Genomic DNA, 26685 nt, shown 5'->3' with positions numbered 1-26685 from the left:
AAAACGTGCAAGGTGTACCTGAGCAGTTTATTGATGAAAAAGACAGCGCCCGCTTTCGCCATCTGCCGCAGGTGCCGGGCGTTGAGCTGTATCATGCGCACATCTCACGTTACGCCTTTGAACCACATACCCATGAAGCGTTTGGCATTGGCGCGATAGAAGCCGGAGCCGAACGTTTTCGCTATCGTGGTACGCAGTACGTCGCGCCCGCCCATTCTGTCGTCACCATGAATCCCGATGAGTTGCATACCGGCGAAGCCGAAACCGCCGATGGCTGGCGCTATCGGATGATCTATCTTGAGCCCGATCTTCTGGAAGAGGTCACCGGAATCCGCCACTGGTGGTTTCATGACGTAACGCGCCACGATCCGCTGCGCTCGCGGCAGATCTGCTCGCTGATCCACGGCCTGTGGAACACGGAGGATGCGCTGGCGCAAAAAGGGTTATTGCTCGATCTGATCGACACCTTCCAGCCGCTGGCCCGCCATGCGCCAACATCTGCAGAAGGGGCGCATCGCTTTGAACGGGTACGCGAGTATCTGCATGATAATTACATGCACCCGATAACGCTCGACGAACTGGCGCGGGTTGCCTCACTGAGTCCCTGGCATTTTCAACGCCAGTTTAAATCTCATTTCCACGTTACGCCGCACCAAATGCTGATGGCCATTCGCCTGTGGCGCGCCAAAGGTTTTCTCACTCACGGAATGCCCGCCGCAGAGGTCGCTGCCGCAACCGGTTTGACCGACCAGTCGCATCTCACCCGCGCATTTACTCATCGCTACGGCATTACGCCGGTACGTTATCAGAAGCAGGTTTATTCGCGCTAATGCGCAATCTCATACAATACGGCTGCACTCTCCCTGCCTACACTCAACGCAATGTTTAATGATGTGGATGTTAACAATGATTAGCGGCGTGCTGTACGCCCTGCTGGCAGGGCTGATGTGGGGATTAATTTTTGTCGGGCCGCTGATCGTGCCGGAATACCCAGCGGTGTTACAGTCGATGGGACGCTATCTGGCGCTGGGGCTGATCGCTGTGCCGATCGCCTGGCTGGGACGCGCGCGTCTGCGCCAGCTGACGGATAAAGACTGGATAACAGCGCTGGCGCTAACGATGATGGGTAACCTGATTTATTACGTTTGCCTGGCCAGCGCCATCCAGCGTACCGGCGCGCCGGTATCAACGATGATTATTGGTACATTACCGGTGGTGATCCCGGTCTTCGCCAACCTGCTCTATAGCCAGCGTGACGGTAAATTATCCTGGTGGCGTCTGTCACCTGCGCTGATATTGATTGCTATTGGCCTGCTGTGCGTGAATATCTCGGAGCTGAACCAGGGATTACCCGATTTCAGCGGATGGCGTTATGGCTCTGGTATCGTGCTGGCGCTTGTCTCAGTGGTGTGCTGGGCGTGGTATGCACTGCGTAATGCCCGCTGGCTGCGCGAGAATCCAGATAAGCATCCGATGATGTGGGCGACGGCTCAGGCGCTGGTGACGCTGCCCGTTTCTCTGCTGGGGTACATTGCAGCATGTCTGTGGCTGCATGGGCAAACGCCAGGTTTCGCCCTGCCCTTCGGCCCGCGTCCGGATGTGTTTATCGGCCTGATGATAGCTATTGCGGTATTGTGTTCGTGGGTGGGCGCGCTGTGCTGGAACGTCGCCAGCCAGAAGCTGCCGACGGTGATCCTCGGCCCGCTGATTGTCTTCGAAACGCTGGCTGGCCTGCTGTATACCTTTATGCTGCGCCAGGATTTTCCGCCGCTGCTGACGCTAAGCGGTATTGCGCTACTGGTAACAGGCGTGGTAATTGCGGTGCGGTCAAAACCGCAGAAACCGGCGGTAGTGCCGGTTTCAGGGGATGCCTGATGGCGCTGCGCTTATCAGGCCTACAAGGACTGTACGATCTCATGTAGGCCGGATAAGGCGTTTACGCCGTCATCCGGCGCGACACTTTAAATACCGCCACGGTCTGGTTCAGTCGTGCTGCCTGCTCTTCAAGCGCGGCGGCAGCGGAAGCGGACTCCTCCACCAGCGAAGCATTTTGCTGCGTCACGCGATCCATCTCGGCAACGGCCTGGCCTACCTGATCGATACCCCGGCTCTGTTCATCAGAAGCAGAGGCAATTTCGCCCATAATGTCGGTCACGCGGGTCACGGCGCTGACAATCTCCGCCATCGTTTCGCCTGCTTCATGCACCAGCGCCGCACCGGCATTGACCCGATTGCCCGAGTCATCAATCAGCGCCTTAATCTCTTTTGCCGCCTGAGCGCTACGCTGCGCCAGAGTACGAACTTCGCCAGCGACCACGGCAAAACCACGGCCCTGTTCGCCCGCACGCGCCGCTTCTACCGCCGCGTTCAGCGCCAGAATATTGGTCTGGAAGGCAATACCGTCGATAACAGTGGTAATTTGCGCGATTTTGCTGGAACTGGTGGCGATTTCGTCCATAGTACGCACCACGCCATCAACCACGGTTCCACCTTTCAACGCCGTCTGTGAGGCATTTTTTGCCAGACTGGTCGCCTGACGCGCGTTATCTGCGTTCTGCTTCACGGTGGCGGTGAGTTGTTCCATGCTGGCAGCGGTCTCTTCCAGAGAGGCAGCCTGCTGCTCGGTACGTGAAGAGAGATCGTTACTGCCTGCGGCAATTTCACCCGCGCCGGTGTAGATAGTGTCAGCCCCGTCACGCACCACGCTGACCGTATTCGCCAGCGCCTGTTGCATGTCACGCACATTACTTGCCAGCAGCGCCATTTCATTGCTGCCATCGGCGTTGATGCTATGCGTCAGGTCACCCGCAGCGATGTGGCGAATATGTCCCATCACCTCGTGGAGCGGCTTGAGCAACACGCGCTGCATCGCCAGCCAACTGGCGACAATCACAGTGACGACAGTCAACATCACGGCAGACAACAGCCAGATTATCTTGCGGTAATCACTCTCATTGTCCTGCACGCCGGCCGTGGCCAACGCCGTTTGCGCGGTACGCCATTCCCGATACACTTCCTGCATGGCAGTCTGCTTCTGCTCAGCATTCTGCTTGAACATCTCTTCCAGCTTACCTTCAGCCAGCAGCGCGTTCATTTTAGCCAGCGTCGCAGAATAGATGCCGTACTGTTCTTCCAGTCGATCGGCCAGACGCTCATCCAGCCCCGGCGTTTCTGGCAGGGCGTAGTATTTATCGTAATGCTCTTTCGACTCGGCCAGCAGACGATTCGCCGTGTTCACCAGCTCTTTCAACTGACCGCCGTTGATCTTGCTGGCCATCGTTCCCTGTAAACGCAGCATACCCCGGTTGAGCGTGACGCGAGCCTGGTTCAGGCTAATCCACGCATCGGTAAATTCAGCCACGTTCTGACTGGAAAGCTGAGAGATATTAAAGTTCTGTTTATCGTTATTGAGTGCGCCAATAAAGACGCCTGCGGAGATGAGCTGCATCGCGCCCAGCGCGAGTAGCACGGTGATAAGTAAGGTTATCACTTTAATTCGTTTGAACATCTGTTGCCTTTTATTATGCAGGTATTGTCTGAGGTCTAACTATCGGCAGCGGCGTGCGCTTATTTAATTCTCTGGCGCAGCTTTTTTCGCCGTATCTCTCCTTTCCAATAAGATTCAGCACCTTAACGAAATAAGAAATTTTTGTGATGCTCATCACAAAACACCCCACCCCGAAAGGGTTATAGCCTTCCTTATAAGATGCATTTAAAATACATCTTATATTATTGAGAATGAGGTAACGGCAATGTCTTATCGCGATCAACCTTTAGGTGAACTGGCGCTCTCTATTCCTCGCGCTTCGGCCCTGTTTCGTAAATACGATATGGATTACTGCTGTGGCGGTAAGCAAACGCTGGCACGCGCTGCTGCGCGTAAAGAGCTGGATTTAGACGTTATTGAGGCGCAGCTCGCGCAGCTGGCTGAACAGCCGCTGGAGAAAGACTGGCGTACCGTGGCGCTGGCTGAAATCATCGACCATATCATCGTGCGTTATCACGACAGACATCGCGAACAGCTGCCGGAACTGATCCTGCAGGCCACGAAAGTTGAACGCGTTCACGCAGACAAACCGAACGTACCGCGCGGTCTGGCGAAGAACCTGAGCATGCTGCATGAAGAGCTGTCCAGCCACATGATGAAGGAAGAGCAAATCCTGTTCCCGATGATTAAACAGGGCATGGGTAGCCAGGCGACGGGACCAATCAGCGTCATGGAAAGCGAGCATGACGATGCCGGTGAACTGGTCGAAGTGATCAAACACATCACCCACAACGTGACGCCGCCGCCAGAAGCCTGCACTACCTGGAAAGCCATGTATAACGGCATTAACGAGATGATCGACGACCTGATGGAACACATCAGTCTGGAAAATAATGTGTTGTTCCCGCGTGCCCTCGCTGGTGAATAAAAAAAGGCGCCCGAGAGCGCCTTCCTGAAGTCCGAATTCGGCCACTGCTTATGTGGCCTTTTTTGTGTCCGATATGGCTACGCTTAACGCACGCCTGCCATACGTTTCTTACCGATAAACAACCAGCCCAGACCCAGCGCGATGAACCACAGCGGCGTCACGATCAGCGCCTGGCGGGTATCTTCTTCCAGCGTCAGCAGTACCAGTACGAAAACAAAGAACGCCATACATACCCAGCACATCAGCTTACCGAGCGGCATCTTGTAGATTGATTTTTCATGCAGGTGCGGACGCTGCTTACGGTACACCAGGTACGAGCAAAGAATGATGGTCCAGACGAACATGAACAAAATCGCCGACACGGTGGTGATCATGGTGAACGCGCCAATCACGCTCGGATTCACATACAGCATCACCACGCCGCCCAACAGGCAGATGCAGGAGAAGGTTAAACCTTTCGCCGGAACCGCGCGTTTAGACAGCTTGGCAAACGCTTTAGGCGCCACGCCTTCCTGCGCCAGACCAAACAGCATGCGGCTGGTAGAGAACACGCCGCTGTTTGCAGAAGAGGCCGCAGAAGTTAGCACCACAAAGTTGATCAGGCTCGCCGCCGCGGGCAGACCGACCAGGACAAACAGTTCAACGAATGGGCTCTTGGATGGCACCACCGAGCTCCACGGCGTGACGGACATAATCACAATCAGCGCAAAAACGTAGAACATGATGATACGGATCGGGATCGAGTTAATGGCGCGCGGCAGAGATTTCTCCGGATCTTTGGTTTCCGCAGCGGTTGTCCCCGCCAGTTCAATGCCCACAAACGCGAACACCGCAATCTGGAAGCCGGCAAAGAAGCCGCTCAGCCCTTTCGGGAACCAGCCACCGTCATTCCACAGATGCGTGAACGATGCCTGAACGCCGGTTGGCGACTGAAAGTGCGTCAGTACCATCACCAGGCCAACGACAATCAGACCGATAATGGCAACAATTTTGATCATCGCGAACCAGAACTCCATCTCACCGAACATTTTTACCGTGGCGAGGTTAAGGCTCAGCAGTAGCACGATCACCGCCAGCGAGGCGACCCAGTCTGAGAGTTCGGGGAACCAGAATTGCGCATACGCGGTAATGGCGACAACGTCTGCCATCCCGGTAACAACCCAACAGAACCAGTAAGTCCAACCGGTAAAATACCCGGCCCATGGCCCGAGCAGGTCGGAGGCAAAATCACTAAAGGATTTGTACTCCAGATTCGAGAGCAACAACTCTCCCATTGCGCGCATCACGAAAAACAGCATAAAACCGATGATCATATACACAAAGATGATCGACGGTCCGGCGAGACTAATGGTTTTACCGGAACCCATAAACAGGCCGGTACCGATAGCGCCGCCAATGGCAATAAGTTGAATATGACGGTTTGTGAGATTGCGCCGTAGCGACTGTTCAGACGAAGCCTCTTCTGCGGCTTCGACTTTTACCTGATCTACCATGTTTTTTCTTCCTGTACCTGTCTGTGTTGTTCAGGCTCTACGGCCTTTAATGTGTCTATGATACGACGATCCTGTTATCAGGACTCATCGATATTAGGTAAGAATTGGCGGGATGAATACTAAGATTTAGATATAATGTTAATTTAATGTTTAAAGTGAGTGTCATATCACTCTGATAGCGCGAATCAGTTCACAAAAATACACGCTGGTGAAGCATTTGCAATATAAAATATCGACAACAGCGTAACTATAGCTTTTCACGCTATTTCTTTGCTCCCCCCGGCCTCGGGGGGAACAGAAGTCACTGCTTACAGAATCTCAAGCAGTTCAACGTCGAATACCAGCGTGCTGAACGGAGGAATGGACGCGCCAGCGCCACGCTCGCCGTAAGCCAGTTCCTGAGGAATAGTCAGTTCCCATTTGGAACCCACCGGCATCAGAGTCAGCGCTTCAATCCAGCCTGGGATGACGCCGTTAACCGGGAATTCAGCCGGTTCGCCACGTGCGACAGAGCTGTCAAACACGGTACCGTCGATCAGTTTACCGGTGTAGTGCACGCGAACACGGTCAGTGCGTGCCGGGATAGCACCTTCGCCCTGGGTCAGAACACGGAACTGCAAACCGGATTCAGTGCTGTTCACACCCTCTTTCTCACGGTTTTCTTCCAGATATTTAACGCCATCAGCGGCCATAGCCTGGAAACGCTCGCGACGAACTGCATCTGCACGTTCATGGATTTCACGCAGTGCGCGATGCACAACATCAACAGGCACTGCCGGATGCTTGCCTTCCAGCGCGTCAGCGATACCCGCTACCAGCGCTTCAGGCAACAGCCCTTCCAGTCCGGATTCGCTCAGCTGCTGTCCTACCTGCAAACCAATGCCGTAGCTTGCTTGCGCTTCGATAGTGTCAAAAGTCGGGGTAGCCATCATATTTCCTTTCATCGGATGTAAAGTAGCGGGCAGCATATCAGCCATGCCGCATCCGGTAAAACTTTGTCTCGGGAACTGATGACAAATCGCGAGGAAAAAGAAACAATGACTATTGTCCGCATGAATGTCACGAAAGCGGGTACCCGAACAAGTATCATAGAGTTAGCGATCTATACTCTATGACTGAGGAACGAGACGCGGAGCAGGAGGAAAGCCATGCCCGGGCGCTTTGAATTAAAACCAACCCTGGCGAAAATCTGGCATGCACCGGACAATTTTCGCATTATGGACCCGCTGCCGCCGATGCACCGCCGCGGCATTATTGCTGCTGCTATCGTGCTGGTGATCGGTTTCCTGCTCCCTTCCAGCGACACCAGCGATGCGCCAGTGGTCACGCGTACTGCCCAGTTGGATTTGCAGTCGCAGTCACAGCCGCCGACAGAGGCTCAACTTCAGGCACAACTGGTCGCCCCGCAAAACGATCCTGGCCAGGTCGCGCCGGTTGCGCCGGAACCCATCCAGGAGGGGGAACCAGACGCACAGCCGCAGGCCCAGCAATCCCAGACACAACCTTTCCAGCCGGATAGCGGGATTGACCAGCAGTGGCGTTCCTACCGCGTAGATTCGGGTAAAACGCTGGCCCAGGTATTCCGTGACCATAATCTCCCGCCAACCGATGTGTACGCCATGGCGCAGGTAGAAGGTGCCGGAAAACCGCTGAGCAATTTGAAAGACGGACAGATGGTGCAGATCAGGCAGAATGCCAGTGGCGTAGTGACAGGGTTAACCATCGATACGGGTAATGGCCAGCAGGTCCTGTTTACCCGCCAGCCTAACGGCAGTTTTATTCGCGCCCGATAGCCAGCACACCTGATAAGCGCAGTGCCATCAGGCAGCAAGGTGAAGCGTTAGCGTTTCACCTTGTTCACCCACCAGATCCCCGAACAGACCAGCACCAACGCTACTGCATATTTCCATTCGAGAATATTTTCGCCGAGGAAAATCGCCGACAGCACCGCCCCCGACACCGGGATCAGGAAGTTAAACGGCGCAATCATCCCCACGCGGTTGTGCTTAAGCAAAATACTCCACAAGGCAAATGCCACCGAAGAGAGCAACGTCAGGTAGCCCAGAATCGCCAACGAAGACGCGCCGTGTACGGTCAGCGTGCCACCAAAAGCGTAACCGCCGATCACCAGCGCCAGACCGCCACCGCCCAGCTGATACCCCGTCATTACCGTCGGGTCCACCGTCTGAGAAATACGTTTACCGTATAACGTAGCAGCGGAGAGAATAAAGGCCGCCATCACTACCGAGCCGTCTCCTAACAGGCTGAAGCTAAAATCCAGCCCGCTGTTAAAGTTCACCACCATCACGCCGAGAAAGCCCAGGATACAACCCAGCGCCTTGTTGTAACTGAGTTTATCGTTCTGATAGATAAAATGCGCCAGCAGCACGCTGAAGAACGTGCCTGTCGCGTTCATGATGGACCCTTTCACCCCCGTGGTGAACGCCAGGCCAATATAAAAGAAAATATATTGCAGCGAAGTCTGCGTCAGCCCCAACAGCGTGAGCTGACCATATTGACGCGGGCTTAACCGGCCAATCGGTTTACGTTGCGCCATCGCCAGCAGGAGCAGCAATAATCCCGCAAACAGAAAGCGATAGCCGGCAAAGACAATTTTCGAGGGGATGTCATCCGTGGCAATCTGGAAGATTTCATATCCGCTTTTGATCGCCGGATAGGCGCTTCCCCACAGCAAGCAGCAGAACGCCGCGCTCAGATAGACAACATTTTTACGCGCAAACAGAGGTTGGTGCGTTGGTTCCATTCCATCACCACTTTGAAATAATGTTTTATTTTTGTAATTATCCCGAAAAGGACAAAGAATAGCCAGAGAGAAAAGCGGGGAACAGAAAAGCAAAACGCCGGCACAGGGCCGGCGCTTTTACGCGGTTATCAGAATAAAAACTTATTCTGCAACTACGTTTACAGTCAGCTTAGCAAACACTTCGCTGTGAACCTGGAAGCTCACTTCGTGCTCGCCAGTGGTACGCAGAACGCCGTTCGGCAGACGAACTTCGCTCTTAGCTACTTCAACGCCAGCTGCAGTTACAGCGTCAGCGATGTCGCGAGTACCGATGGAACCGAACAGTTTACCTTCGTCGCCTGCTTTAGACGCGATGGTTACGGTTTCCAGTGCGTTGATTTTCTCAGCACGAGCTTCAGCAGCGGACAGTACGTCAGCCAGTTTAGCTTCCAGCTCAGCGCGACGCGCTTCGAAAAATTCAACGTTTTTCTTGGTAGCAGGAACAGCTTTACCCTGTGGTACCAGGAAGTTACGAGCATAGCCCGCTTTAACGTTAACCTGATCACCCAGGCTACCCAGGTTTGCTACTTTATCAAGCAGAATAACTTGCATTACCTTATCCTCTCAAAGTCGTATTAATGGACCGTGACCGATTACTGATGACGATCAGTGTACGGCAGCAGGGACAGGTAGCGAGCGCGTTTGATAGCGCGAGCCAGCTGGCGCTGGTATTTTGCACGGGTACCGGTGATACGGCTTGGGACAATCTTACCGCTTTCGGTGATGTAGTTTTTCAGCGTAGCGATATCTTTATAGTCGATCTCTTGAACGCCTTCCGCGGTGAAACGGCAGAACTTGCGACGACGGAAATAACGTGCCATATGGCTAGTCTCCAGAATCTATCAATTCAATCTGCTCGGCATGCAGAACCATTTTGCTCAGGCCGTTCTTTGCCTTATGGCAAGAGATGAACCCCTGAACGGTTACTGCGCTACCGACCGTTATACTGTGAGTAATGGCCTGGTTTTCGTGTCCGCTAACAATAACGGGCATTTGGCACCACGCCTGCCGGTGAAACCCGGCTTCCTCCTGCACAGAACGATGCTCAAGCACGAACTGGCAATGAGGAATTCCTGATGGACTGACCTTTCGAAGGGGGGCCCTGCACACGGTGCCGGACAACGCCAGACGGTTGGTCATCAGAAATTACTCTTCAGAATCCCCAGCTTCAGCATCATCTGCGGTTTCGTTTGCGAAATCATCGCGACGCTCACGGCGCTCGTCTTTCGCTTTAACCATCGGAGATGCTTCGGTAACAGCGTGTTTAGTACGCATAACCATGCTGCGGATAACGGCATCGTTGAAGCGGAAGGTAGTTTCCAGCTCATCGATCACTTCCTGCGGCGCTTCAACGTTCATCAGAACGTAGTGAGCTTTGTGCAGTTTGTTGATCGGGTAAGCCAGCTGACGGCGGCCCCAGTCTTCCAGACGGTGGATCGTGCCTTCTGCACCAGTGATGGCAGCAGTGTAGCGTTCGATCATACCCGGAACCTGTTCGCTCTGGTCAGGATGGACCATAAAAACGATTTCGTAATGACGCATCGAATTGCTCCTTACGGATTATTCAGCCTCCTGTCTGGGTCAGCCGAGGCCCATGGAGGCAAGGAACGTGTTAAAGGTCGGCTGAAAAATGACGCGTCATAATACTGGGGTCAGCCGGTAAACTCAAGGTGCTTGTACGATTATTTACCATGCCGCGATTAATACATATCCAGCAGCATCTTGACGCTGATGCAAATAGAGACAATGACAATCATCGGCCGGATAACTTTCTTCCCGCGCGTCAGTACCACCGTTGCGCCAAGGCGCGCGCCGAGGGACTGCCCGGCAAACATCACCAGTCCCAGCGACCAGATCATTTTGCCGCCGAAAATGAAGAACAAAATCGAGGCGATGTTCGATGCAAGGTTAATAAAATTCGAGTGAATTTGCGCCTTATCGATGCTGTATCCCCACAACAGGATATAGCAGAGCGTATAAAAGGAGCCAGCACCAGCGCCAAGAAATCCATCATAAAAGCCTATGCAGCCGCCGCAGATCAGGGAAAAGAAAAACAGGGATACCTGCTGCTTTCTCTTCGGTTCGCTGAGGTTGGGAGCAGAAATAAAGTAGATGGCGACGGCGATAATCAGTACCGGAAGCAGTTTTTTCAACACTTCCGGTTCAATGAACTGAATGAGCGTCGTGCCTAACGCTGAGCCGATAAAAGCAGACAGGAAGACGTACTTGTGCTCCTGCACATTGATATGTCCCCGGCGTAAAAAGTAAATACCGGAGGTCAGCGAACTGCCCAGCGCCTGAATTTTATTGGTTGCCAGCGCGTTCGCCGGGGGTAAACCAGAAATTAACAGTGCGCCAATAGAGAGAAACCCGCCGCCGCCCGACACCACGTTAATAAAGCCAGCCACCAGCGCGACCATAAACATAATCACGAAGTAGCTGAAATCCATGAATGAAGTATCCATAAGTTTTTGCCTTATTATCATAAAGTTATATTACTTATCCGGTCCACTATAGACGGGGTACCCATCCGTTTAAATTGACTATTTGGTAAGAGCTTGTGCGCGAAAGACAGGTATTTTTTAACGCAGCGGTATCTATCAGTTACCTGTAAATAAAAGAAAAGGTGGGCATGCGGTAATTTTTTGAACAACTGCATCAGAAATGGTCGCTAACGCCTGCGCCGGTAGCGGTTAAAATTACATCAGAAGCTCATCACTCACAGGAGAGAGGCAACCAGAGACCGCAGTCGAGGAGGTACATATGCGAGCCCGTGTTTTGACCCTTCTGGCTGTGCTTTTGCTCAGTGCAAATGCAACGGCAGCCATCAAAATTGACAATCATCAGGCCAGGAATATGGATGATGTGCAGAGCTTAGGCGTTATTTACATAAATCATAACTTCGCCACTGAAAGTGAAGCCACTCAGGCCCTGAATGAAGAGACCGATGCGCAAGGCGCAACATACTACCACGTGATCCTCACCAGGGAGCCCGGTAGTAACGGAAATATGCACGCCAGTGCAGACATTTATCGCTAGCTACCCGCAAATAACCAACGAGAACATTGCCACAGTTTGACTTGCCCCCTTCACCGGGGGCTTTTTTTTTGCGCATCAGGTAAATGAGAATTATTTTTCTTTGTATCTTATCCTGGTCATCATTTACTGATTAAATAAAGCATTACCGAACTGATTCTCTGGAGCGAAACCATGTTTGCACGCTATGCGACGCTGAATCGCATACCAAAAGGCGTTTGGGTGCTGGGCGGCGTGAGTCTGCTCATGGATGTCTCCTCCGAAATGATCCATAGCCTGCTGCCGTTGTTTATGGCAACCACGCTGGGAGCCAGCGTCATTATCATTGGCCTGATTGAAGGATTAGCTGAAGCCACCGCGCTCATCATTAAGGTTTTTTCCGGCGTCCTCAGTGATTATCTGGGAAAGCGCAAAGGGCTGGCGATGCTCGGTTATGGTTTGGGGGCACTAAGTAAGCCCCTGTTCGCGATGGCGGGCTCATCAGGCATGGTATTCAGCGCTCGCATGATTGATCGTGTGGGTAAAGGTGTTCGCGGCGCCCCCAGGGATGCGTTAGTCGCAGATGTCACCCCGTCCGAGATCCGCGGTGCCGCCTATGGTCTGCGCCAGTCTTTGGATACCATTGGCGCATTTCTGGGCCCCCTGCTCGCCGTCGGGCTAATGCTGCTCTGGAACAACGATTTTCACACTATCTTCTGGGTTGCCGTCATCCCAGGGGTGCTCTCTATCACCCTGCTATGGTTTGGCCTGAGTGAACCGAAAACCCCCGTCACTAATAAACGCACCAATCCGTTACGACGGGAAAACCTGAAAAAGTTGAGTGCAGCCTACTGGTGGGTCGTGGGACTGGGCGCGCTCTTTACGCTCGCCCGCTTTAGCGAGGCGTTTCTCGTGTTACGCGCATATCAAATGGATATCCCGCTGTTTGCCATTCCGCTGGTGATGGTCGCCATGAATCTGGTCTACAGTCTGTCGGCTTATCCTTTTGGTAAAATGTCTGACAGCATGAACCACACCCGCATGTTACAGGCGGGCCTGCTGGTCCTGATCGCGGCGGATATCACTCTGGCGCTGAGTCACCACTGGAGCACGTTACTGATAGGCGTGGGACTGTGGGGGATTCATATGGGCATGACGCAAGGTTTGCTGGCTGCCATGATTGCGCATACCGCGCCAGCAGAGCTACGCGGTACAGCCTTCGGTATGTTTAATCTGATCAGTGGCATCGCCCTACTGTTAGCCAGTACCGGCGCGGGCATTCTGTGGGAAACGATGGGCGCAGCCTCGACGTTTTACGCTGGTGCTGTCATTTGTGCGATAGTTTTAGCAGGAATGCGATTTACACCAGCGGCTTACCAGCAACGCTGAAGATTGCCCCGAACAGATCGGTGACGCACATCCGTAGATGCACGTTGTCCGGGGCAAAGACGTTACTTCTGCCCGTAGTAGGCGTTTGGGCCGTGCTTACGCATGAAGTGTTTATTCATCAGATAACTGTCGATGGGGCTAAGAGCCGGATTAATGCCACGCGCAATCCATGCCATTTTTGCGACCTCTTCCATCACCACAGCGTTGTGTACCGCGTCGTGAGCATCTTTACCCCAGGCAAACGGGCCATGCTGATACACCACCACGCCGGGCGTATGGAGAGGCTCCACGTTCCCCAGCGTTTCGATAATCACCTTGCCGGTATTCAGCTCATACTCGCCCTGAACCTCTGCTTCAGTTAATGCCCTCGTGCAGGGGATATCACCAAAGAAGTAATCCGCATGCGTCGTGCCGAGTGCCGGAATTGCCCGCCCTGCCTGCGCCCACGCCGTCGCGTGGGTTGAGTGGGTGTGCACCACGCCGCCGAGAGAGGAATAGCGATGATACAGCGCCAGATGAGTGGCGGTGTCGGAAGAAGGACGATAGCGTCCTTCCACCACATTACCACCCAAATCCACGATCACCATGTCGTCAACCTGCATCGTTTGATAGTCGACGCCGCTGGGCTTAATCACCACCAGCCCCCGTTCGCGGTCGATGGCGCTGACGTTACCCCAAGTAAACGTCACCAGCCCATAACGCGGCAGATCCATGTTGGCTTCAAAAACCTGCTGTTTAAGTTTTTGCATTACACCGCCTCCACCAGACCTGCGCTGGCCATCCGCGCTTTCACCCAATCGCGCGCCTTCGCCACCTCATGCGCCGGATCGTCCGTCGTTTCACTCCACATCTCAATCAGGTATGGCCCGCAATACCCACTCTGTTTGAGCGTCGTAAAACAACGTTCAAAATCGACAACGCCTTCACCAAACGGCACATTTTTGAACACGCCGGGTTTGGTGTCCTTCACGTGGACAGCCACGATATGGCCTATTCCAGCCTGTAGCTCCATCTGTACGTCGTTATCCCACGCTGACAAATTGCCAATATCGGGATACAGCTGGAACCACGGATTATTGAGATAGTGGGCATAACCCAGCGCCTTACTGATCGAATTCATCAACGGATAATCCATGATTTCCATCGCCAGCGTCACCTGCGCGCGACTCGCCATCTCAACGCTCTCTTTTAGCCCCTCGCGAAATCGACGACGCGTTTCGTTATTGGCCTGCTGGTAATAGACGTCATAACCCGCCAGTTGAATCACGCGAATACCAATATCCTGCGCAAACTGAATGGCTTTCCGCATGATCGCCAGTCCCTGATCGCGCACCGCATCATCTTCGCTCCCCAGCGGGAAACGGCGGTGAGCGCTCAGGCACATAGAAGGGACGCGTACTCCCGTTTCGGCGATGGCGGCCACCAGCGCCAGACGCTGCTCGCGGCCCCAGTCAAGGCGCGCAAGGCGGGCGTCGGTTTCATCAACCGAAATTTCGACAAAGTCAAAACCTAACTCTTTCGCCAGCCGCAAGCGATCCAGCCAGCACTTCCCTCCGGGGAGCGCTTTTTCATAAATACCGAGCGGGACCTGTTTCGACAACATAGTCGCTCCTTAGCCCCACAACTGGGCGATGGAACGTTTGAACTGACGCGCAGCCTCAACCGGAGAAGCGGCATCACGAATACTGCGACCAGCTATAAACACGTGAATCGGGATCCCCTGGAACAGCGGCAGATCCTCCAACGCCAGGCCGCCGGTTACGGTGACTTTAAAGCCCATATCAGACAGGCGTTTGATGGCACTGATATCCGCTTCTCCCCACGCCACACCTGCGGCCTGCGCATCACGACTACGATGATATACAACCTGCCCGATACCCGCGTCACGCCACTCCTGAGCCTGTTCCCAGGTCCAGTAACCTGTCAGTTCAATCTGTACGTCGCCGTTAAATTCTTTCGCCACCTCGAGCGCACCTTTGGTGGTATTGATATCCGCACAGCAGATGACAGTGACCCAATCAGCGTTAGCTTCGAAACACATGCGGGAGAGGATTTTACCCGCATCGGCGATTTTGGCGTCCGCCAGCACAATTTTATGTGGGTAAAGCGCCTTCAGGTCACGTACGGCACGTACGCCCTCGGCAACACAAAGAATGGTGCCCACCTCAATAATATCGACCTCTTCGGCGATCAGACGCGTCGTTTCATACGCAGAAGACATTGATTGGTTATCCAGCGCAACCTGCAACATAGGTAATGGCATTTCGGTATCCTTTTAAACAGCCGCCGCAGTGGCGTTATCAATTAAATCCAGCACTTCCTGCGCGGTGCGGCAGGCACGTAAACGGTCGAAATTGGCTTCATCGTCAAACAGATTCACGATCTGCATGATGCCAACTTCCTGATGCGTGTTGGCGTCGACCGCCGCCATCGTGATCAGAATGTCCACCGGGTCGTTATCTTCGTGGTTAAACACCAGCGGGGTTTTCAGCGTCACCAGCGCAAAGCCGGTCTTCTTCACACCTTCTTCCGGGCGACCGTGCGGCATCGCCAGTCCTGGGGCAATCACAAAGTACGGACCGAACTGTTCTACCCCATCAAGAATGGCCTGGTAGTAGCGCGGTTCAACCACGTCAGCCTTAACCAGCAAATCGACGCCCAGCTTTACCGCTTCCTGCCAGGTGTTGGCCTCAACCTGTAGAAGGATGGCGTTATTGTCTGCCAGCGAATCACGTAATTTCATATGCCGTGTCCTTACTTCACGTCCTGAGGGAAATGCGCTTTGATCACTTCCAGCAGTTTTGGGCCAAAATCGGCGGGCGACAGCATGTTGCGTACGCCAACAACATATTTATTGCCGGTTACGGTAATTTCACCGGCAATATGGGTAGAGGCGATGATGATATCCGCGCCGTTCAGTTCACTTTTGTACTCACCCACTGCGCAGCTGTTCACGGTATGGTCAATATTTGACTGGGTTAAAAACTGGTCCACTTTCATCTTCATGATCATGGAACTGCCCTGCCCATTGCCACACACAGCCAGAATACGTACGGTCATAATCGGAACTCCTTATTAAGCAGAGTGTTCTGCCAGTTGTTTTTCTGCGTCTTCCTCAGCGCGCAACGTGCGTCCTGCGAAAAACATATAAGCCAGTGCAATCAGAATAATGACGGCCATAAACACGATGCCGATGGAGGCAAAGCCCTGCATCATCGGCGGCGCCAGAATTGACCAGTCCGCCATCCCCATCCAGGCGCTCATACCGGTGAGTTTCACCGCCCAGACGCAGCCAAAGATTTCAATCATCCCCATCACCAGACAAATCTTGAGCGCCGCGCGCCAGCCGCCAAAGTGATTAGCAAACACGCCGATAGTGGCATTAGAGAAAAACATCGGGATAAAGCCGGGGATTATCAGGATGGAAGAGCCGCAGCCCACGAGGATGCCGACCGCAATCAGTTGTCCGATGGTGCCCCACATGAAGCCCCACACCACCGCGTTGGGAGCAAAGCTGTATATCGCCGCACAGTCAATCGCCAATACCGCACCGGGAATCAGACGCTGTGAGATACCGTTGAATGCTTCTGAAAGTTCGGCGACGAACATACGTACGCCCTGGGTGATGATGAAGATCGCGACGGCAAACGAAAAACCGGTCTGCAGGATGTACACCGTCCAGTGCGTTTTCCCTGCCATCGCCTGAACCACATCAATGCCGAAAGAGAGCAGGATCGCCCCGAAGAAAATGGTCATGACAATCGCGGTCGAAACGATGTTGTCATGGAAGATATTCAGCCAGCCAGGCAGTTTGAGATCTTCTACGCTCTCCTCTTTTTTACCCAGATAAGGCGCGACCTTGTAGGCAATCCATGAAGCGAACTGCTGCTGGTGGCCGATGGAAAAACCGCAGCCGTCGGTCACTTCCTGCGTCGGCTTGTACATCATATTGGAGGTAATCCCCCAGTAGAGCGACACCAGCACCGCCGTGCAAATAATGGTTGTCCACATGGAATAGCCGAAGATATAGAAAGAGACCGCAATCAAGCCCGCCTGCTGGAACATGATGTGCCCGGTGAGCATGATGGTGCGAATGCCGGTAATACGCCGTAGCAGTACGTAACAAATGTTCAGCGCCAGCGCCAACAATACGGCATACCCTACCCAACTGTAGGCATCCCCCATTCGTTCGATGGTTGCCATCATGGAGGCATAGGTATCGGAAATCGCACCATTGATACCGTAAACCTCGGACATCTTCGCCACTACCGGTTTAAACGTGCTGGTCAGAATGCCCGATCCCGCCTGCAGCAGCATAAAACCGATAATCGTTTTGATCGTGCCTTTGATAATAACGCTGACGCTTTTGCGCAACAGGATGTAGCCGAGGCAGGTCACAATACCCAACAGCAACGGCGCGTTGGTCATGACCTGATTAAAAAAGACGGTAAAGATGTTGTAGAGGATCTCCATAACGATCTCCAGTAGACGAAGTTGCTGAACATTCATTACAGATGCTCAGGATGTTGTGCCTCCACTCTAATTTTCAAAAGTAATCACAACAAGATTGAATTTGATTAAATGTGATGGAGTACGCAAATAAATCTCTTACCCGAGACAGGGTTTTATTGAGCATTCATAGAGCAAAAAATAAAACTCATAAAAACAATAAAATACAGAAATAGATTCCTGCAAAGCATCCCGTTACGTTGTGAGTTATAGACGCTTTACGACGGAATCAGAAAAATCCACGCATTGCCTTCTTGATAAATTGATGTCAGTATCAATCAAAACAAATCATAATTTGATTCAACTTGAACCAACATGAAGGTAAATGCGATGAGTAAAGTAAAAAGCATCACGCGCGAATCATGGATTCTGAGCACATTCCCGGAGTGGGGAAGCTGGCTGAATGAAGAGATCGAACAGGAACAGGTCGCACCTGGCACCTTTGCTATGTGGTGGCTTGGCTGTACCGGAATTTGGCTAAAGTCAGAAGGCGGGACTAACGTCTGCGTCGATTTCTGGTGCGGAACAGGTAAGCAAAGTCACGGTAATCCGCTGATGAAAACCGGTCACCAGATGCAACGCATGGCGGGCGTGAAGAAACTGCAGCCAAACCTGCGTACCACGCCGTTTGTACTTGATCCGTTTGCGATTCGTCAGATCGATGCGGTGCTGGCTACGCACGATCATAACGATCACATCGACGTCAATGTCGCGGCTGCGGTCATGCAGAACTGCGCGGACGACGTGCCGTTTATTGGGCCACAAACCTGTGTGGATCTGTGGGTCGGCTGGGGCGTGCCGAAAGATCGCTGCATCGTGGTAAAACCCGGCGATGTGGTTAAAGTGAAAGATATTGAAATTCACGCGCTTGATGCGTTTGATCGTACCGCGTTGATTACTCTTCCCGCCGATCAGAAAGCGGCGGGCGTGCTGCCGGACGGCATGGACGCGCGCGCCGTTAACTATCTGTTCAAAACACCGGGCGGCACGCTGTATCACAGCGGCGACTCACACTACTCCAACTATTATGCAAAACACGGCAATGAGCATCAGATCGACGTCGCGCTCGGATCCTATGGCGAAAACCCGCGTGGCATTACCGACAAGATGACCAGCTCCGACATGCTGCGTATGGCGGAAGCGTTGAATACAAAAGTCGTCATCCCCTTCCATCATGACATCTGGTCAAATTTCCAGGCCGATCCTCAGGAGATTCGCGTATTGTGGGAGATGAAAAAAGATCGTCTGAAGTATGGCTTTAAGCCATTTATCTGGCAGGTCGGTGGCAAATTCACCTGGCCGCTGGATAAAGATAACTTTGAATACCACTATCCACGCGGCTTTGATGATTGTTTCACGATTGAACCGGATCTACCGTTTAAATCCTTCTTGTGATCCACACCAAATGCCGGGCCTAACCCGGCATTTTTTCCCATTTACTTTAGTATTTCCAGGCTATTTCAAATATCATCTTTTCAAATCAATTTGTATCGGAATAGCTCATGACTGAAGCACAAAGACATCAAATATTGCTGGATATGCTGGCGCAGTTGGGCTTTGTTACCGTTGAGAACGTAATTGAGCGCCTGGGTATTTCACCCGCCACAGCCCGCCGGGATATCAACAAACTCGACGAAAGCGGCAAACTCAAGAAAGTTCGCAACGGCGCAGAAGCCATCACTCAGCAGCGCCCGCGCTGGACGCCAATGAATCTGCACCAGGCACAGAACCACGATGAAAAAGTTCGTATTGCCAAGGCCGCATCCCAACTGGTGAATGCGGGTGAAAGCGTGGTGATCAACTGCGGCTCGACCGCCTTCCTGCTCGGACGTGAAATGTGCGGCAAGCCAGTGCAGATCATCACTAATTATCTGCCGCTGGCGAACTATTTGATCGACCAGGAGCATGAGAGCGTGATCATCATGGGAGGGCAATACAACAAAAGCCAATCCATCACGCTTAGCCCGCAAGGTAGTGAAAATAGCCTGTATGCCGGGCACTGGATGTTCACCAGCGGCAAAGGGTTGACCGCAGATGGACTGTATAAAACCGATATGCTGACCGCGATGGCGGAGCAGAAGATGCTTAACGTGGTGGGCAAACTGGTGGTGTTGGTCGATAGCAGTAAGGTCGGTGAACGCGCGGGGATGCTGTTCAGCCGCGCCGATCAAATCGATATGCTGATTACCGGCAAAAATGCGAACCCTGAGATCCTGCAACAGCTCGAAGCTCAGGGCGTGAGCATTATGCGCGTTTAAAGGTGCTGGCGGAAAAACGTCACCGTCGCAGCCAGCGCTTCTGGCGTAATGCGGTGGCGTACGCCTGCTTCCCACAGGCAGGTCAAATTATTGTCCAGACCGGCCTGAATCAGCGCCTGCTGTAAGCGGAAGGTTTCAACGGCCGGTACCACATCATCTTCCTGCCCGTGCCATAGCAGCAACGGCCTGTCGGCCAGGCGTGGCAACTGGTGCGTCACTTCCCATTCGGCCAGCGGCGCGATGAGGGCATCAAACTCAGCCTGCTGTTCTGGCGTCTGGACCAATAAAGGCGGAAAAAGCGTCTGCGCAAGCCGGGTAAAGTAGCCCGAACCCATCAGGCTGGCTACACATTTAACCTCGGGATAGCGGGCCATAATGCCCAGGGCCGTCATTCCCCCCATTGACGCCCCGCCTACGGCAAGCCGTTCATCTGACAACCACTTTTCTGCTACCAGCGCCGCACGTAACGTCGAAAACTCCTGCATGTTTTGCTGCAATATGTGCCAAAAGCGGTATATCCGCCCCTGTGCGTCACCCTTGAAGCGGGCACCATGGTCTGGCGCATCTGGCATCACTACCCGGAATCCGGCCTGAACCAGAGCAACGGCAAAATAGCTGTAGACCAGGCTGGAAGATGTAAATCCGTGATAAAAAATAATACAGGGGAGTGAACAGTCGCGTTTGCCAGCCGGAACGGCGTGCAGAACAGGGATACCCGCCAACTGTCGTGTTTCAATTTCGATCATTTGTCGCCTCTTTCTTTCTGGTATGCCATGCAGCAATACTTAACGCAAGCGAATGTGTTCGACAATGATTCATAATGTTGAGAACTGGGTTACGCTTTCGCAACATTTTCATTCGAAAATCGCGTGAGAGATAACAATTCGGGAACATTCCCCTAAAGGGAAATTAATAAGGCACTACACTATGGCTATCAGGAAACGAGATAGAGTTATGCGTCGGTTTGCCTCTTTGTTGCTGGTTTTATTTTTAAGCGCCTGTAGCGTGCTACAGGGAACGCCGCAACCCGCACCGCCCGTTGCCGACCACCCGCAGGAGATCCGCCGTAACCAGAGTAATGGGTTACAGCGAATAGGGACGGTCAGCGCGCTGGTAAGAGGCTCACCGGATGATGCGCTGGCTGAAATCCGCGACAAAGCCGTCGCGGCAAAAGCTGATTATTATGTGGTCTTATTAGTCGATGAGACCATTGTGACTGGTCAATGGTATTCACAAGCGATTTTGTATCGTAAATAACATTGGCTTGAAATTTAGTCAGCTTTACATTGCTTTGCGCCCCTATGCGTTTACCTGTGCACAATAAACCAACAGCAGGAAGCTTGAGGTTTATTATCGCGATGGAATGCCCTGCCGTGTGTAGGGGTACGAATAATGGAGCTGACGATGAAACAATCACTAGCCTTATCCTCACTGCTGCTTTCTACCGGACTGGTAGGTACTACGGCGCAGTCTGCCGAGTTCGCCAGTGCTGACTGTGTTACCGGCCTGAACGAAATAGGGCTGATATCCGTCAGTAACATTGCAGGAAATCCGCAGGATGTAGAACGCGTCGTGGCGTTAAAAGCGGATGAACAAGGCGCCTCATGGTATCGGATCATTCAAATGTATGAAGATCAGCACCCCGATAACTGGCGCGTCCAGGCCATACTCTATGCGTAACAGATTGCCGGATGAGGTAAACTTATCCGGCCTGTTTTAACCCAGGCATTATGATAAGACGCGCCAGCGTCGCCATCAGGCATATTATTACCGTAATCCTCCCGTTGCCCGTAGCAGCAGATCATTCTGTACCTGTTCAGACAATCGTCGTCCACCACGTGTATCCAACATCATCTGACACCAGGCCTGCGCCACTGGCGGAGAGGCATAGCGCAACATTTGCGCCCCGCAACCGAGCAGGAAAAGCAGCTGCGTAATCTCCCGGCCCAATTCTTCACTGGGTTTTCGCAGGTGTTGCTGCAATTGACGAACCATCCGATCGTAATGACGATCCTGCCCTTTGACCTCGGCAAAGGCTTCGCTGAGCATATCGTAGATACCGGGTTGTTTTGTCAGCACCCGCAATACATCAAGGCACATAATGTTGCCGGAGCCTTCCCAGATACTGTTTACCGGCATCTCACGGTACAGACGTGGCAACTCACTCTCCTCGCAGTAGCCAATCCCACCCAATACTTCCATCGCCTCAGCGACAAACGGCATCCCACTTTTGCAGACAGAATATTTCGCCGCTGGCGTGAACAACCGAGCCCACAGCGCTTCTTTGGCCTCAGCGCGGCGGTCCCAGGCCCTCGCCAGTCGAAACAGTAACGCGGTCTGACCTTCCAGCTGTAGCGCCATTCGGCTTAAGACCTGACGCATCATCGGCTGTTCAATCAATGGCTTGCCAAATACCTGTCGTTGGTGCGCATGATAAATCGCCACGGAAAAGGCACGTCGCATCATGCTATGGCTGCCGAGCGCACAATCAAAACGCGTCATCCCGCCCATTTTCAGGATATGGCGTATACCTTCCCCTTCATCACCCAGCAGCCAGCCAATCGCATCGTGGAATTCAACCTCGCAGCTGGCGTTGGAGCGGTTGCCTAACTTATCTTTAAGCCGTTCAAGACGGATGGCATTACGCCGCCCATCGGGTAAAAATCGCGGTACAAAAAAGCAGGATAATCCTCCCTTTGCCTGCGCCAGCACCAAATGAGCATCACTTTGCGGCACGGAGAAAAACCACTTATGTCCCACCAACCGATACGAGCCGTCTGCGAGGCGTTCCGCCTGAGTAGTATTGCTCAGCACATCTGAGCCACCCTGTTTCTCGGTCATTCCCATGCCAATCAGCAGCCCACGCTTTTGCCCACCCGGCAGTAAATGCGAGTCATAGCGGTCGCTTAGCAGCGGCGTAAACCAGTCGTGAGATTGTGAAGGTAGCATCTGCAGTAACAGCGGCGTGGCGGCAAAGGTCATGGTCACCGGACACAAAGTGCCTGCTTCCACCTGCGCATGCAGCATGAAACGCGCCGCACGGGCAACAAATGTTCCCTGCCGCGCTTCGTCTTCCCAGGCAAGGTTATGCACACGGTTAGCGCACAGTCCCTGCATCAGCAAATGCCAGGCAGGATGGAAACGCACATCGTCCAGTCGCTGCCCCTGCGGGTCGTAACGCAAAAGTTCGGGTGGAAAAGCATTCGCCAGGCGCCCCAGTTCAAGCGATTCCGCGGTGCCTAGCTGCTGGCCAATACTCGCCAACAGATCGCTATCCCAGCCCGCCCCTTCGCGGATAACCGCTTCACACAGGGCGCCATCAGACAGGTATAAGTTACTGTTATTGAGCGGTACAGGTTGGTTAAAAACGGTATGCGTTTGCCAGTGCATTGTGTCTCCCTCCTTCAACGGCTGCGCCATTAAGTATGGTCAGCCAGACAAGAGAGTGCCTGGGATTCAGGTCACAAAAAAGCCATCCCGAGGGATGGCTTAAGAGACATAGAGAAGGAATTAGCCGCGCTGGCGAACAGCTTCAAACAGGCAGATGCCGGTCGCGACTGAAACGTTTAGCGACGAAACGCTCCCTGCCATCGGGATACTGATCAGTTCGTCACAATGCTCACGAGTCAGACGACGCATACCTTCGCCTTCAGCCCCCATGACCAGCGCCATACGTCCGGTCATTTTGCTCTGATAGAGAGTATGGTCGGCTTCACCAGCGGTGCCCACAATCCAGATATTCTCTTCCTGCAGCATACGCATCGTGCGCGCCAGGTTAGTTACGCGGATCAGCGGTACGCTTTCAGCCGCGCCACAGGCCACTTTTTTCGCCGTCGCATTCAACTGTGCGGAGCGATCTTTCGGTACGATAACCGCATGTACACCAGCAGCATCCGCGCTACGCAGGCATGCGCCCAGGTTATGCGGATCGGTGACGCCATCAAGGATCAAAAAGAACGGCTGATCGAGCGCGGCAATCAGATCCGGCAGATCGTTCTCCTGATACTGACGACCCGGCTTCACGCGCGCAATAATCCCCTGATGTACCGCACCCTCGCTTTTCTCATCCAGGAACTGGCGGTTAGCCAGCTGAATGACAACACCCTGCGCTTCCAGGGCATGGATCAACGGCAGCAGGCGTTTATCTTCACGGCCTTTGAGAATAAAGACGTCCTGGAAGCGCTCAGGCGCACGTTCCAGCAGAGCCTGCACCGCGTGGATGCCGTAAATCATTTCACTCATGAATGTACTCGTTAATAGTTTGTGCGTAACGCCGGGCAACATGACAGTTGCCCGGCTTACAGTTTATGGCTGTTATTGTGCGACGTTCTTTTTCGCCGCGCGTTTAGCTTTGGTGGCGGCAGCGATTTTAAGCGTTTTTGCCGATGGCTTTTTCGCTTTTTTATCGCCTTTCTTCTCAGACGTTTTTTTATCCGCCTGAGGTTTGGCTCTGCCTTTCTTCTCGCCGCGGAAAGCGCTATCCGGCTCGAAATTCACCTTTTTACCCATTTGACGACGTTTACCGGTATTTTTACCTGCATCGCCTTTTTTGGCTTTTTCACGTGCGGTTTTGCCCTCATTGCGCGGCGCACGTTCGCTGGAGATCAAACTGAAATCGATTTTACGCTCGTCCATGTTGACCGCTTCCACGCGAACTTCCACGCGATCGCCCAGGCGATACATCTGACCGCTTGATTCACCTGTCAGGCGCTGCCCAACCTGGTCAAAGCGATAGTAGTCGTTATCCAGGGAGGAGACATGCACCAGACCGTCGATAAACAGTTCGTCAAGACGGACAAAGAAGCCAAACCCGGTCACGCTGGCAATTACGCCTTTAAAGACATTCCCTACCTGATCCAGCATGAAGTCGCACTTCAGCCAGTCAGAGACGTCGCGCGTAGCTTCGTCCGCACGGCGTTCGGCCATCGAACAGTGCTGGCCCAGTTGCAGCATCTCTTCCATCGAATAATGGTAACCACCGGTTTCCGTGGTGTTGCCTTTATGGCCCTGCTCCTGCGCCAACAAATATTTAATTGCACGGTGCAAAGAGAGATCCGGGTAACGACGGATCGGCGAGGTAAAGTGCGCATAAGATTGCAGCGCCAGGCCGAAGTGACCACGGTTTTCCGGATCGTAAATCGCCTGCTTCATCGAGCGCAGCAGCATAGTTTGCAGCATTTCCGCATCAGGACGGTCAGCAATCGACTCCAGCAGTTCAGCGTAATCGCGCGGCTCAGGTTTGTTGCCGCCAGGCAGTTCCAGACCCAGTTCAGCCAGTACGGAACGGAAGGAGGTAATCGCTTCGGTCGTCGGCTTATCGTGAATACGGAACAAGGCTGGCTCTTTGGCTTTCTCAACGAATCGCGCCGCTGAGATATTCGCCATGATCATGCACTCTTCAATCAGTTTGTGCGCGTCGTTACGTTGCGTCTGCTCAATACGTTCGATACGACGTTCAGCGTTGAAGATAAACTTCGCTTCTTCACTTTCAAATGAGATACCGCCGCGCTCTTCACGGGCTTTATCCAGCACTTTGTAGAGATTATGCAGCTCTTCAATGTGTTTCACTAACGGCGCGTACTGCTCGCGCAATTCCTGATCGCCTTGCAGCATGTGCCAGACTTTGGTGTAGGTCAGACGCGCATGGGAGCTCATTACCGCTTCGTAGAATTTAAAGCCGGTTAACCGACCTTTCGACGAAATGGTCATTTCGCACACCATACACAGACGGTCTACCTGCGGGTTCAGCGAACACAATCCGTTAGACAGCACTTCCGGTAGCATCGGGACAACCTGCGACGGGAAGTAGACAGACGTGCCACGGCTGCGCGCTTCCTGATCCAGCGGAGTCGGCGGACGAACGTAATAGCTTACATCAGCAATCGCCACCCATAAACGCCAGCCACCGCCGCGTTTCTTCTCGCAGTAAACCGCATCGTCGAAGTCACGCGCATCTTCGCCATCAATAGTGACCAACGGGAGATCGCGTAGATCGACACGTCCCACTTTCGCTTCTTCCGGCACTTCTTCTTTCAGTCCGGCAACCTGATTTTCAACTGCCTGCGGCCAGATATACGGGATTTCATGGGTACGCAGGGCCATATCAACAGCCATGCTGGTGCCCATGTTGTCGCCCAATACTTCAACGATTTTACCCACCGCTTTGGTGCGACGGGTTGGACGCTGGGTCAGCTCAACCACGACCACAAAGCCCATACGAGCCCCCATCACCTGTTCCGGCGGAATAAGGATATCGAAGCTCAGGCGGCTGTCGTCCGGGACGACAAACCCGACCCCAGCGTCGGTGAAGTAGCGGCCGACAATCTGGCTGGTTTTCGGCACCAGTACGCGCACAATACGCGCTTCGCGACGACCTTTACGGTCCGCGCCCAGCGGCTGCGCCAGCACCTGATCGCCATGAATGCAGGTTTTCATCTGCTCGCTGGACAGGTACAGGTCATCTTTGCGGCCTTCGACGCGCAGAAAGCCGTAGCCATCACGGTGGCCAATAACGGTACCTTTCAGCAGGTCAAGACGTTCCGGCAGCGCGTAGCACTGACGACGAGTGAAGACCAGTTGCCCGTCACGCTCCATCGCGCGCAGGCGACGACGCAGCGCTTCTTGCTGTTCTTCACCTTCAATGTTGAGTTCAGCGGCCAGCTCATCGCGGTTGGCCGGTTTTTCACGTTTAGTTAAATGTTCGAGGATAAATTCCCGGCTCGGGATAGGGTTCGCGTATTTTTCAGCTTCGCGTTCCTGGAAAGGATCTTGTGACATCTCGGTTCCTCCGTTGTCATCTCTGA

The 26685-nt window shown here is 53.3% G+C and carries 29 protein-coding genes; 10 read left to right on the top strand and 19 right to left on the bottom strand.

Features of this window, described 5'->3' with window-relative positions:
• The first annotated feature begins 5 nt into the window (after nt 1-5).
• Nucleotides 6-830, top strand: coding sequence for an AraC family transcriptional regulator (locus FDW92_RS04015; protein WP_042312873.1), 825 nt, complete (start codon nt 6-8; stop codon nt 828-830).
• A gap of 76 nt (nt 831-906) precedes the next feature.
• Nucleotides 907-1875: a DMT family transporter gene (locus tag FDW92_RS04010; RefSeq protein ID WP_042312773.1), complete on the top strand. Its 969-nt coding sequence runs from the start codon at nt 907-909 to the stop codon at nt 1873-1875.
• Nucleotides 1876-1936: 61 nt separating this feature from the next.
• Here FDW92_RS04010 and FDW92_RS04005 read toward each other — a convergent pair whose 3' ends face one another.
• Complete coding sequence (locus tag FDW92_RS04005; RefSeq protein ID WP_042312774.1) at nt 1937-3508, bottom strand: methyl-accepting chemotaxis protein; 1572 nt, start codon at nt 3506-3508, stop codon at nt 1937-1939.
• A 244-nt stretch (nt 3509-3752) separates the two neighbouring features.
• On the opposite strand from FDW92_RS04005, the gene ytfE reads away from it, so the two are divergent.
• Nucleotides 3753-4415 (top strand): iron-sulfur cluster repair protein YtfE, encoded by a 663-nt coding sequence (gene ytfE / locus FDW92_RS04000; RefSeq protein WP_042312776.1) that lies wholly within the window; start codon nt 3753-3755, stop codon nt 4413-4415.
• Between the two features lie 83 nt (nt 4416-4498).
• On the opposite strand, the gene cycA is transcribed toward ytfE, so the two are convergent.
• Together cycA and fklB are read right to left on the bottom strand one after the other, a co-directional pair.
• Nucleotides 4499-5908 carry a D-serine/D-alanine/glycine transporter gene (gene cycA / locus FDW92_RS03995; protein WP_137400548.1) on the bottom strand — a complete coding sequence of 470 codons (1410 nt, stop codon included), beginning with the start codon at nt 5906-5908 and terminating at the stop codon, nt 4499-4501.
• A 308-nt stretch (nt 5909-6216) separates the two neighbouring features.
• Nucleotides 6217-6837: an FKBP-type peptidyl-prolyl cis-trans isomerase gene (gene fklB, locus FDW92_RS03990; RefSeq protein ID WP_038642968.1), complete on the bottom strand. Its 621-nt coding sequence runs from the start codon at nt 6835-6837 to the stop codon at nt 6217-6219.
• A 219-nt stretch (nt 6838-7056) separates the two neighbouring features.
• Here fklB and FDW92_RS03985 point away from each other — a divergent pair, with 219 nt between their 5' ends.
• On the top strand, nt 7057-7701 hold the full coding sequence (locus tag FDW92_RS03985) for an OapA family protein (protein WP_042312778.1): 645 nt from the start codon (nt 7057-7059) through the stop codon (nt 7699-7701).
• Between the two features lie 47 nt (nt 7702-7748).
• Here the strand turns inward: FDW92_RS03985 and FDW92_RS03980 are convergent, their stop codons facing one another.
• The 6 genes from FDW92_RS03980 to FDW92_RS03955 form a co-directional block, all read right to left on the bottom strand.
• Nucleotides 7749-8672: a DMT family transporter gene (locus FDW92_RS03980; protein WP_042312780.1), complete on the bottom strand. Its 924-nt coding sequence runs from the start codon at nt 8670-8672 to the stop codon at nt 7749-7751.
• A 141-nt stretch (nt 8673-8813) separates the two neighbouring features.
• Entirely contained in the window at nt 8814-9263 is a 450-nt protein-coding gene (gene rplI / locus FDW92_RS03975) for a 50S ribosomal protein L9 (protein ID WP_003025676.1), read from the bottom strand.
• A 41-nt stretch (nt 9264-9304) separates the two neighbouring features.
• Nucleotides 9305-9532, bottom strand: coding sequence for a 30S ribosomal protein S18 (gene rpsR, locus FDW92_RS03970; RefSeq protein WP_000135199.1), 228 nt, complete (start codon nt 9530-9532; stop codon nt 9305-9307).
• Nucleotides 9533-9536: 4 nt separating this feature from the next.
• Nucleotides 9537-9851: a primosomal replication protein N gene (priB, locus tag FDW92_RS03965; protein ID WP_006686338.1), complete on the bottom strand. Its 315-nt coding sequence runs from the start codon at nt 9849-9851 to the stop codon at nt 9537-9539.
• A gap of 6 nt (nt 9852-9857) precedes the next feature.
• The gene (gene rpsF / locus FDW92_RS03960; RefSeq protein WP_003025672.1) at nt 9858-10253 is read right to left on the bottom strand and encodes a 30S ribosomal protein S6; all 396 of its coding nucleotides are present in this window, start codon (nt 10251-10253) and stop codon (nt 9858-9860) included.
• A 158-nt stretch (nt 10254-10411) separates the two neighbouring features.
• The gene (locus tag FDW92_RS03955; protein ID WP_042312783.1) at nt 10412-11176 is read right to left on the bottom strand and encodes a TSUP family transporter; all 765 of its coding nucleotides are present in this window, start codon (nt 11174-11176) and stop codon (nt 10412-10414) included.
• A gap of 298 nt (nt 11177-11474) precedes the next feature.
• On the opposite strand from FDW92_RS03955, the gene yjfY reads away from it, so the two are divergent.
• The gene (yjfY, locus tag FDW92_RS03950) at nt 11475-11750 is read left to right on the top strand and encodes a DUF1471 family protein YjfY (protein WP_003025668.1); all 276 of its coding nucleotides are present in this window, start codon (nt 11475-11477) and stop codon (nt 11748-11750) included.
• 171 nt (nt 11751-11921) lie between these two features.
• Nucleotides 11922-13115 carry an MFS transporter gene (locus tag FDW92_RS03945; protein ID WP_042312784.1) on the top strand — a complete coding sequence of 398 codons (1194 nt, stop codon included), beginning with the start codon at nt 11922-11924 and terminating at the stop codon, nt 13113-13115.
• Between the two features lie 62 nt (nt 13116-13177).
• Here the strand turns inward: FDW92_RS03945 and FDW92_RS03940 are convergent, their stop codons facing one another.
• Genes FDW92_RS03940 through ulaA form a run of 6 tightly spaced genes read right to left on the bottom strand, consistent with a single transcriptional unit; the run spans nt 13178 to nt 17588 of the window.
• Nucleotides 13178-13864: an L-ribulose-5-phosphate 4-epimerase gene (locus FDW92_RS03940; RefSeq protein ID WP_042312786.1), complete on the bottom strand. Its 687-nt coding sequence runs from the start codon at nt 13862-13864 to the stop codon at nt 13178-13180.
• Entirely contained in the window at nt 13864-14718 is an 855-nt protein-coding gene (locus tag FDW92_RS03935; RefSeq protein WP_042312788.1) for an L-ribulose-5-phosphate 3-epimerase, read from the bottom strand. The genes FDW92_RS03940 and FDW92_RS03935 overlap by 1 nt, the downstream gene beginning before the upstream one ends.
• Nucleotides 14719-14727: 9 nt before the next feature.
• Nucleotides 14728-15378, bottom strand: a complete 651-nt coding sequence (gene ulaD, locus FDW92_RS03930; RefSeq protein ID WP_042312790.1) for a 3-keto-L-gulonate-6-phosphate decarboxylase UlaD — start codon at nt 15376-15378, stop codon at nt 14728-14730.
• A gap of 12 nt (nt 15379-15390) precedes the next feature.
• A complete protein-coding gene (ulaC, locus tag FDW92_RS03925; protein WP_042312792.1) occupies nt 15391-15858 on the bottom strand; it encodes a PTS ascorbate transporter subunit IIA in 468 nt (155 codons plus the stop codon).
• 11 nt (nt 15859-15869) lie between these two features.
• Nucleotides 15870-16175, bottom strand: coding sequence for a PTS ascorbate transporter subunit IIB (gene ulaB / locus FDW92_RS03920; protein ID WP_001577590.1), 306 nt, complete (start codon nt 16173-16175; stop codon nt 15870-15872).
• Between the two features lie 15 nt (nt 16176-16190).
• Nucleotides 16191-17588: a PTS ascorbate transporter subunit IIC gene (ulaA, locus tag FDW92_RS03915; RefSeq protein WP_040232971.1), complete on the bottom strand. Its 1398-nt coding sequence runs from the start codon at nt 17586-17588 to the stop codon at nt 16191-16193.
• A 366-nt stretch (nt 17589-17954) separates the two neighbouring features.
• On the opposite strand from ulaA, the gene ulaG reads away from it, so the two are divergent.
• Together ulaG and ulaR are read left to right on the top strand one after the other, a co-directional pair.
• Nucleotides 17955-19019, top strand: a complete 1065-nt coding sequence (gene ulaG / locus FDW92_RS03910) for an L-ascorbate 6-phosphate lactonase (RefSeq protein WP_038636551.1) — start codon at nt 17955-17957, stop codon at nt 19017-19019.
• Between the two features lie 107 nt (nt 19020-19126).
• Nucleotides 19127-19882: an HTH-type transcriptional regulator UlaR gene (gene ulaR, locus FDW92_RS03905; protein ID WP_042312798.1), complete on the top strand. Its 756-nt coding sequence runs from the start codon at nt 19127-19129 to the stop codon at nt 19880-19882.
• Here ulaR and yjfP read toward each other — a convergent pair.
• Entirely contained in the window at nt 19879-20628 is a 750-nt protein-coding gene (gene yjfP, locus FDW92_RS03900) for an esterase (RefSeq protein WP_042312799.1), read from the bottom strand. The two genes, ulaR and yjfP, sit on opposite strands and share 4 nt — an antisense overlap.
• Before the next feature lie 181 nt (nt 20629-20809).
• On the opposite strand from yjfP, the gene bsmA reads away from it, so the two are divergent.
• Both bsmA and yjfN read left to right on the top strand, forming a co-directional pair.
• The gene (gene bsmA / locus FDW92_RS03895) at nt 20810-21139 is read left to right on the top strand and encodes a biofilm peroxide resistance protein BsmA (protein WP_038636544.1); all 330 of its coding nucleotides are present in this window, start codon (nt 20810-20812) and stop codon (nt 21137-21139) included.
• 147 nt (nt 21140-21286) lie between these two features.
• Entirely contained in the window at nt 21287-21562 is a 276-nt protein-coding gene (gene yjfN, locus FDW92_RS03890) for a DUF1471 family protease activator YjfN (RefSeq protein WP_077223936.1), read from the top strand.
• Nucleotides 21563-21649: 87 nt separating this feature from the next.
• Here the strand turns inward: yjfN and FDW92_RS03885 are convergent, their stop codons facing one another.
• The 3 genes from FDW92_RS03885 to rnr all read right to left on the bottom strand — a co-directional run bounded on the left by FDW92_RS03885 (nt 21650) and on the right by rnr (nt 26659).
• Nucleotides 21650-23272 (bottom strand): isovaleryl-CoA dehydrogenase, encoded by a 1623-nt coding sequence (locus FDW92_RS03885; protein ID WP_042312800.1) that lies wholly within the window; start codon nt 23270-23272, stop codon nt 21650-21652.
• 120 nt (nt 23273-23392) lie between these two features.
• Nucleotides 23393-24124: a 23S rRNA (guanosine(2251)-2'-O)-methyltransferase RlmB gene (gene rlmB / locus FDW92_RS03880; RefSeq protein WP_038636534.1), complete on the bottom strand. Its 732-nt coding sequence runs from the start codon at nt 24122-24124 to the stop codon at nt 23393-23395.
• Between the two features lie 72 nt (nt 24125-24196).
• Complete coding sequence (gene rnr, locus FDW92_RS03875; RefSeq protein ID WP_042312801.1) at nt 24197-26659, bottom strand: ribonuclease R; 2463 nt, start codon at nt 26657-26659, stop codon at nt 24197-24199.
• Nucleotides 26660-26685: the final 26 nt, after the last annotated feature.

Source organism: Citrobacter sp. wls706 (assembly GCF_005281305.1).
Classification (GTDB): domain Bacteria; phylum Pseudomonadota; class Gammaproteobacteria; order Enterobacterales; family Enterobacteriaceae; genus Citrobacter; species Citrobacter werkmanii.
This window is presented reverse-complemented; position numbering and strand designations above follow the sequence as displayed.

What these genes read in the sequence shown, in the direction of transcription:
- FDW92_RS03935 (WP_042312788.1), bottom strand. Translation starts at nt 14,718, where the DNA reads ATGTTGTCGAAACAGGTCCCGCTCGGTATTTATGAAAAAGCGCTCCCC.
- fklB (WP_038642968.1), bottom strand. Translation starts at nt 6,837, where the DNA reads ATGGCTACCCCGACTTTTGACACTATCGAAGCGCAAGCAAGCTACGGC.
- priB (WP_006686338.1), bottom strand. Translation starts at nt 9,851, where the DNA reads ATGACCAACCGTCTGGCGTTGTCCGGCACCGTGTGCAGGGCCCCCCTT.
- FDW92_RS03985 (WP_042312778.1), top strand. Translation starts at nt 7,057, where the DNA reads ATGCCCGGGCGCTTTGAATTAAAACCAACCCTGGCGAAAATCTGGCAT.
- ulaC (WP_042312792.1), bottom strand. Translation starts at nt 15,858, where the DNA reads ATGAAATTACGTGATTCGCTGGCAGACAATAACGCCATCCTTCTACAG.
- FDW92_RS03980 (WP_042312780.1), bottom strand. Translation starts at nt 8,672, where the DNA reads ATGGAACCAACGCACCAACCTCTGTTTGCGCGTAAAAATGTTGTCTAT.
- ulaR (WP_042312798.1), top strand. Translation starts at nt 19,127, where the DNA reads ATGACTGAAGCACAAAGACATCAAATATTGCTGGATATGCTGGCGCAG.
- yjfY (WP_003025668.1), top strand. Translation starts at nt 11,475, where the DNA reads ATGCGAGCCCGTGTTTTGACCCTTCTGGCTGTGCTTTTGCTCAGTGCA.
- ytfE (WP_042312776.1), top strand. Translation starts at nt 3,753, where the DNA reads ATGTCTTATCGCGATCAACCTTTAGGTGAACTGGCGCTCTCTATTCCT.
- yjfN (WP_077223936.1), top strand. Translation starts at nt 21,287, where the DNA reads ATGAAACAATCACTAGCCTTATCCTCACTGCTGCTTTCTACCGGACTG.
- rnr (WP_042312801.1), bottom strand. Translation starts at nt 26,659, where the DNA reads ATGTCACAAGATCCTTTCCAGGAACGCGAAGCTGAAAAATACGCGAAC.
- FDW92_RS03940 (WP_042312786.1), bottom strand. Translation starts at nt 13,864, where the DNA reads ATGCAAAAACTTAAACAGCAGGTTTTTGAAGCCAACATGGATCTGCCG.
- rpsR (WP_000135199.1), bottom strand. Translation starts at nt 9,532, where the DNA reads ATGGCACGTTATTTCCGTCGTCGCAAGTTCTGCCGTTTCACCGCGGAA.
- FDW92_RS04005 (WP_042312774.1), bottom strand. Translation starts at nt 3,508, where the DNA reads ATGTTCAAACGAATTAAAGTGATAACCTTACTTATCACCGTGCTACTC.
- FDW92_RS03945 (WP_042312784.1), top strand. Translation starts at nt 11,922, where the DNA reads ATGTTTGCACGCTATGCGACGCTGAATCGCATACCAAAAGGCGTTTGG.
- rlmB (WP_038636534.1), bottom strand. Translation starts at nt 24,124, where the DNA reads ATGAGTGAAATGATTTACGGCATCCACGCGGTGCAGGCTCTGCTGGAA.
- ulaD (WP_042312790.1), bottom strand. Translation starts at nt 15,378, where the DNA reads ATGCCATTACCTATGTTGCAGGTTGCGCTGGATAACCAATCAATGTCT.
- bsmA (WP_038636544.1), top strand. Translation starts at nt 20,810, where the DNA reads ATGGCTATCAGGAAACGAGATAGAGTTATGCGTCGGTTTGCCTCTTTG.
- ulaA (WP_040232971.1), bottom strand. Translation starts at nt 17,588, where the DNA reads ATGGAGATCCTCTACAACATCTTTACCGTCTTTTTTAATCAGGTCATG.
- cycA (WP_137400548.1), bottom strand. Translation starts at nt 5,908, where the DNA reads ATGGTAGATCAGGTAAAAGTCGAAGCCGCAGAAGAGGCTTCGTCTGAA.
- rpsF (WP_003025672.1), bottom strand. Translation starts at nt 10,253, where the DNA reads ATGCGTCATTACGAAATCGTTTTTATGGTCCATCCTGACCAGAGCGAA.
- yjfP (WP_042312799.1), bottom strand. Translation starts at nt 20,628, where the DNA reads ATGATCGAAATTGAAACACGACAGTTGGCGGGTATCCCTGTTCTGCAC.
- rplI (WP_003025676.1), bottom strand. Translation starts at nt 9,263, where the DNA reads ATGCAAGTTATTCTGCTTGATAAAGTAGCAAACCTGGGTAGCCTGGGT.
- ulaG (WP_038636551.1), top strand. Translation starts at nt 17,955, where the DNA reads ATGAGTAAAGTAAAAAGCATCACGCGCGAATCATGGATTCTGAGCACA.
- FDW92_RS03955 (WP_042312783.1), bottom strand. Translation starts at nt 11,176, where the DNA reads ATGGATACTTCATTCATGGATTTCAGCTACTTCGTGATTATGTTTATG.
- FDW92_RS04010 (WP_042312773.1), top strand. Translation starts at nt 907, where the DNA reads ATGATTAGCGGCGTGCTGTACGCCCTGCTGGCAGGGCTGATGTGGGGA.
- ulaB (WP_001577590.1), bottom strand. Translation starts at nt 16,175, where the DNA reads ATGACCGTACGTATTCTGGCTGTGTGTGGCAATGGGCAGGGCAGTTCC.
- FDW92_RS03885 (WP_042312800.1), bottom strand. Translation starts at nt 23,272, where the DNA reads ATGCACTGGCAAACGCATACCGTTTTTAACCAACCTGTACCGCTCAAT.